This window comes from Paraglaciecola hydrolytica (genome assembly GCF_001565895.1).
GTDB classification, from domain to species: Bacteria; Pseudomonadota; Gammaproteobacteria; order Enterobacterales; family Alteromonadaceae; genus Paraglaciecola; species Paraglaciecola hydrolytica.
The window spans coordinates 1-341 of record NZ_LSNE01000004.1; the positions used below are offsets into that span (position 1 = coordinate 1).

1 protein-coding gene is annotated in these 341 nt (G+C 46.0%); it reads right to left on the minus strand.

What is annotated here, in order from left to right:
- Positions 1–209, minus strand: a 209-nt coding sequence (locus tag AX660_RS23735; protein ID WP_456095288.1) for a Mu transposase domain-containing protein, incomplete at its 3' end; no start/stop codon positions are given.
- Positions 210–341 lie beyond the last annotated feature (132 nt).

A 341-nucleotide genomic window follows, 5' to 3' on the forward strand; every position in this document is an offset into this window, starting at 1 on the left:
TGGTTACTCATGAACACGCGGTGGTGCTCGGCTATTTTCTGGCCTTGTGCAATAAAGACAAGTCGGCTTGGATAAACATGCAGACTGATACGTCGATTAGCGAAGCTGGCGGGCACGGAGTATTTATTGCGGTCGAAGTTGACTAAGCAGGTGGAAGATACCTTTTTACTATGCTCAATGAAGCCATCAAAGGGCGCATTCACCTTCATTAATTGGCGCTGCTCTTGATACCACACTTCCTCAATTGTGCTATCTGTGAACTGCGGGTGCTTGCGTGTTTGCCAGTCTTTTATACATTGAGTTTCTAACCAATCATTGAGTTCAGTCAGTGAGCTAACACG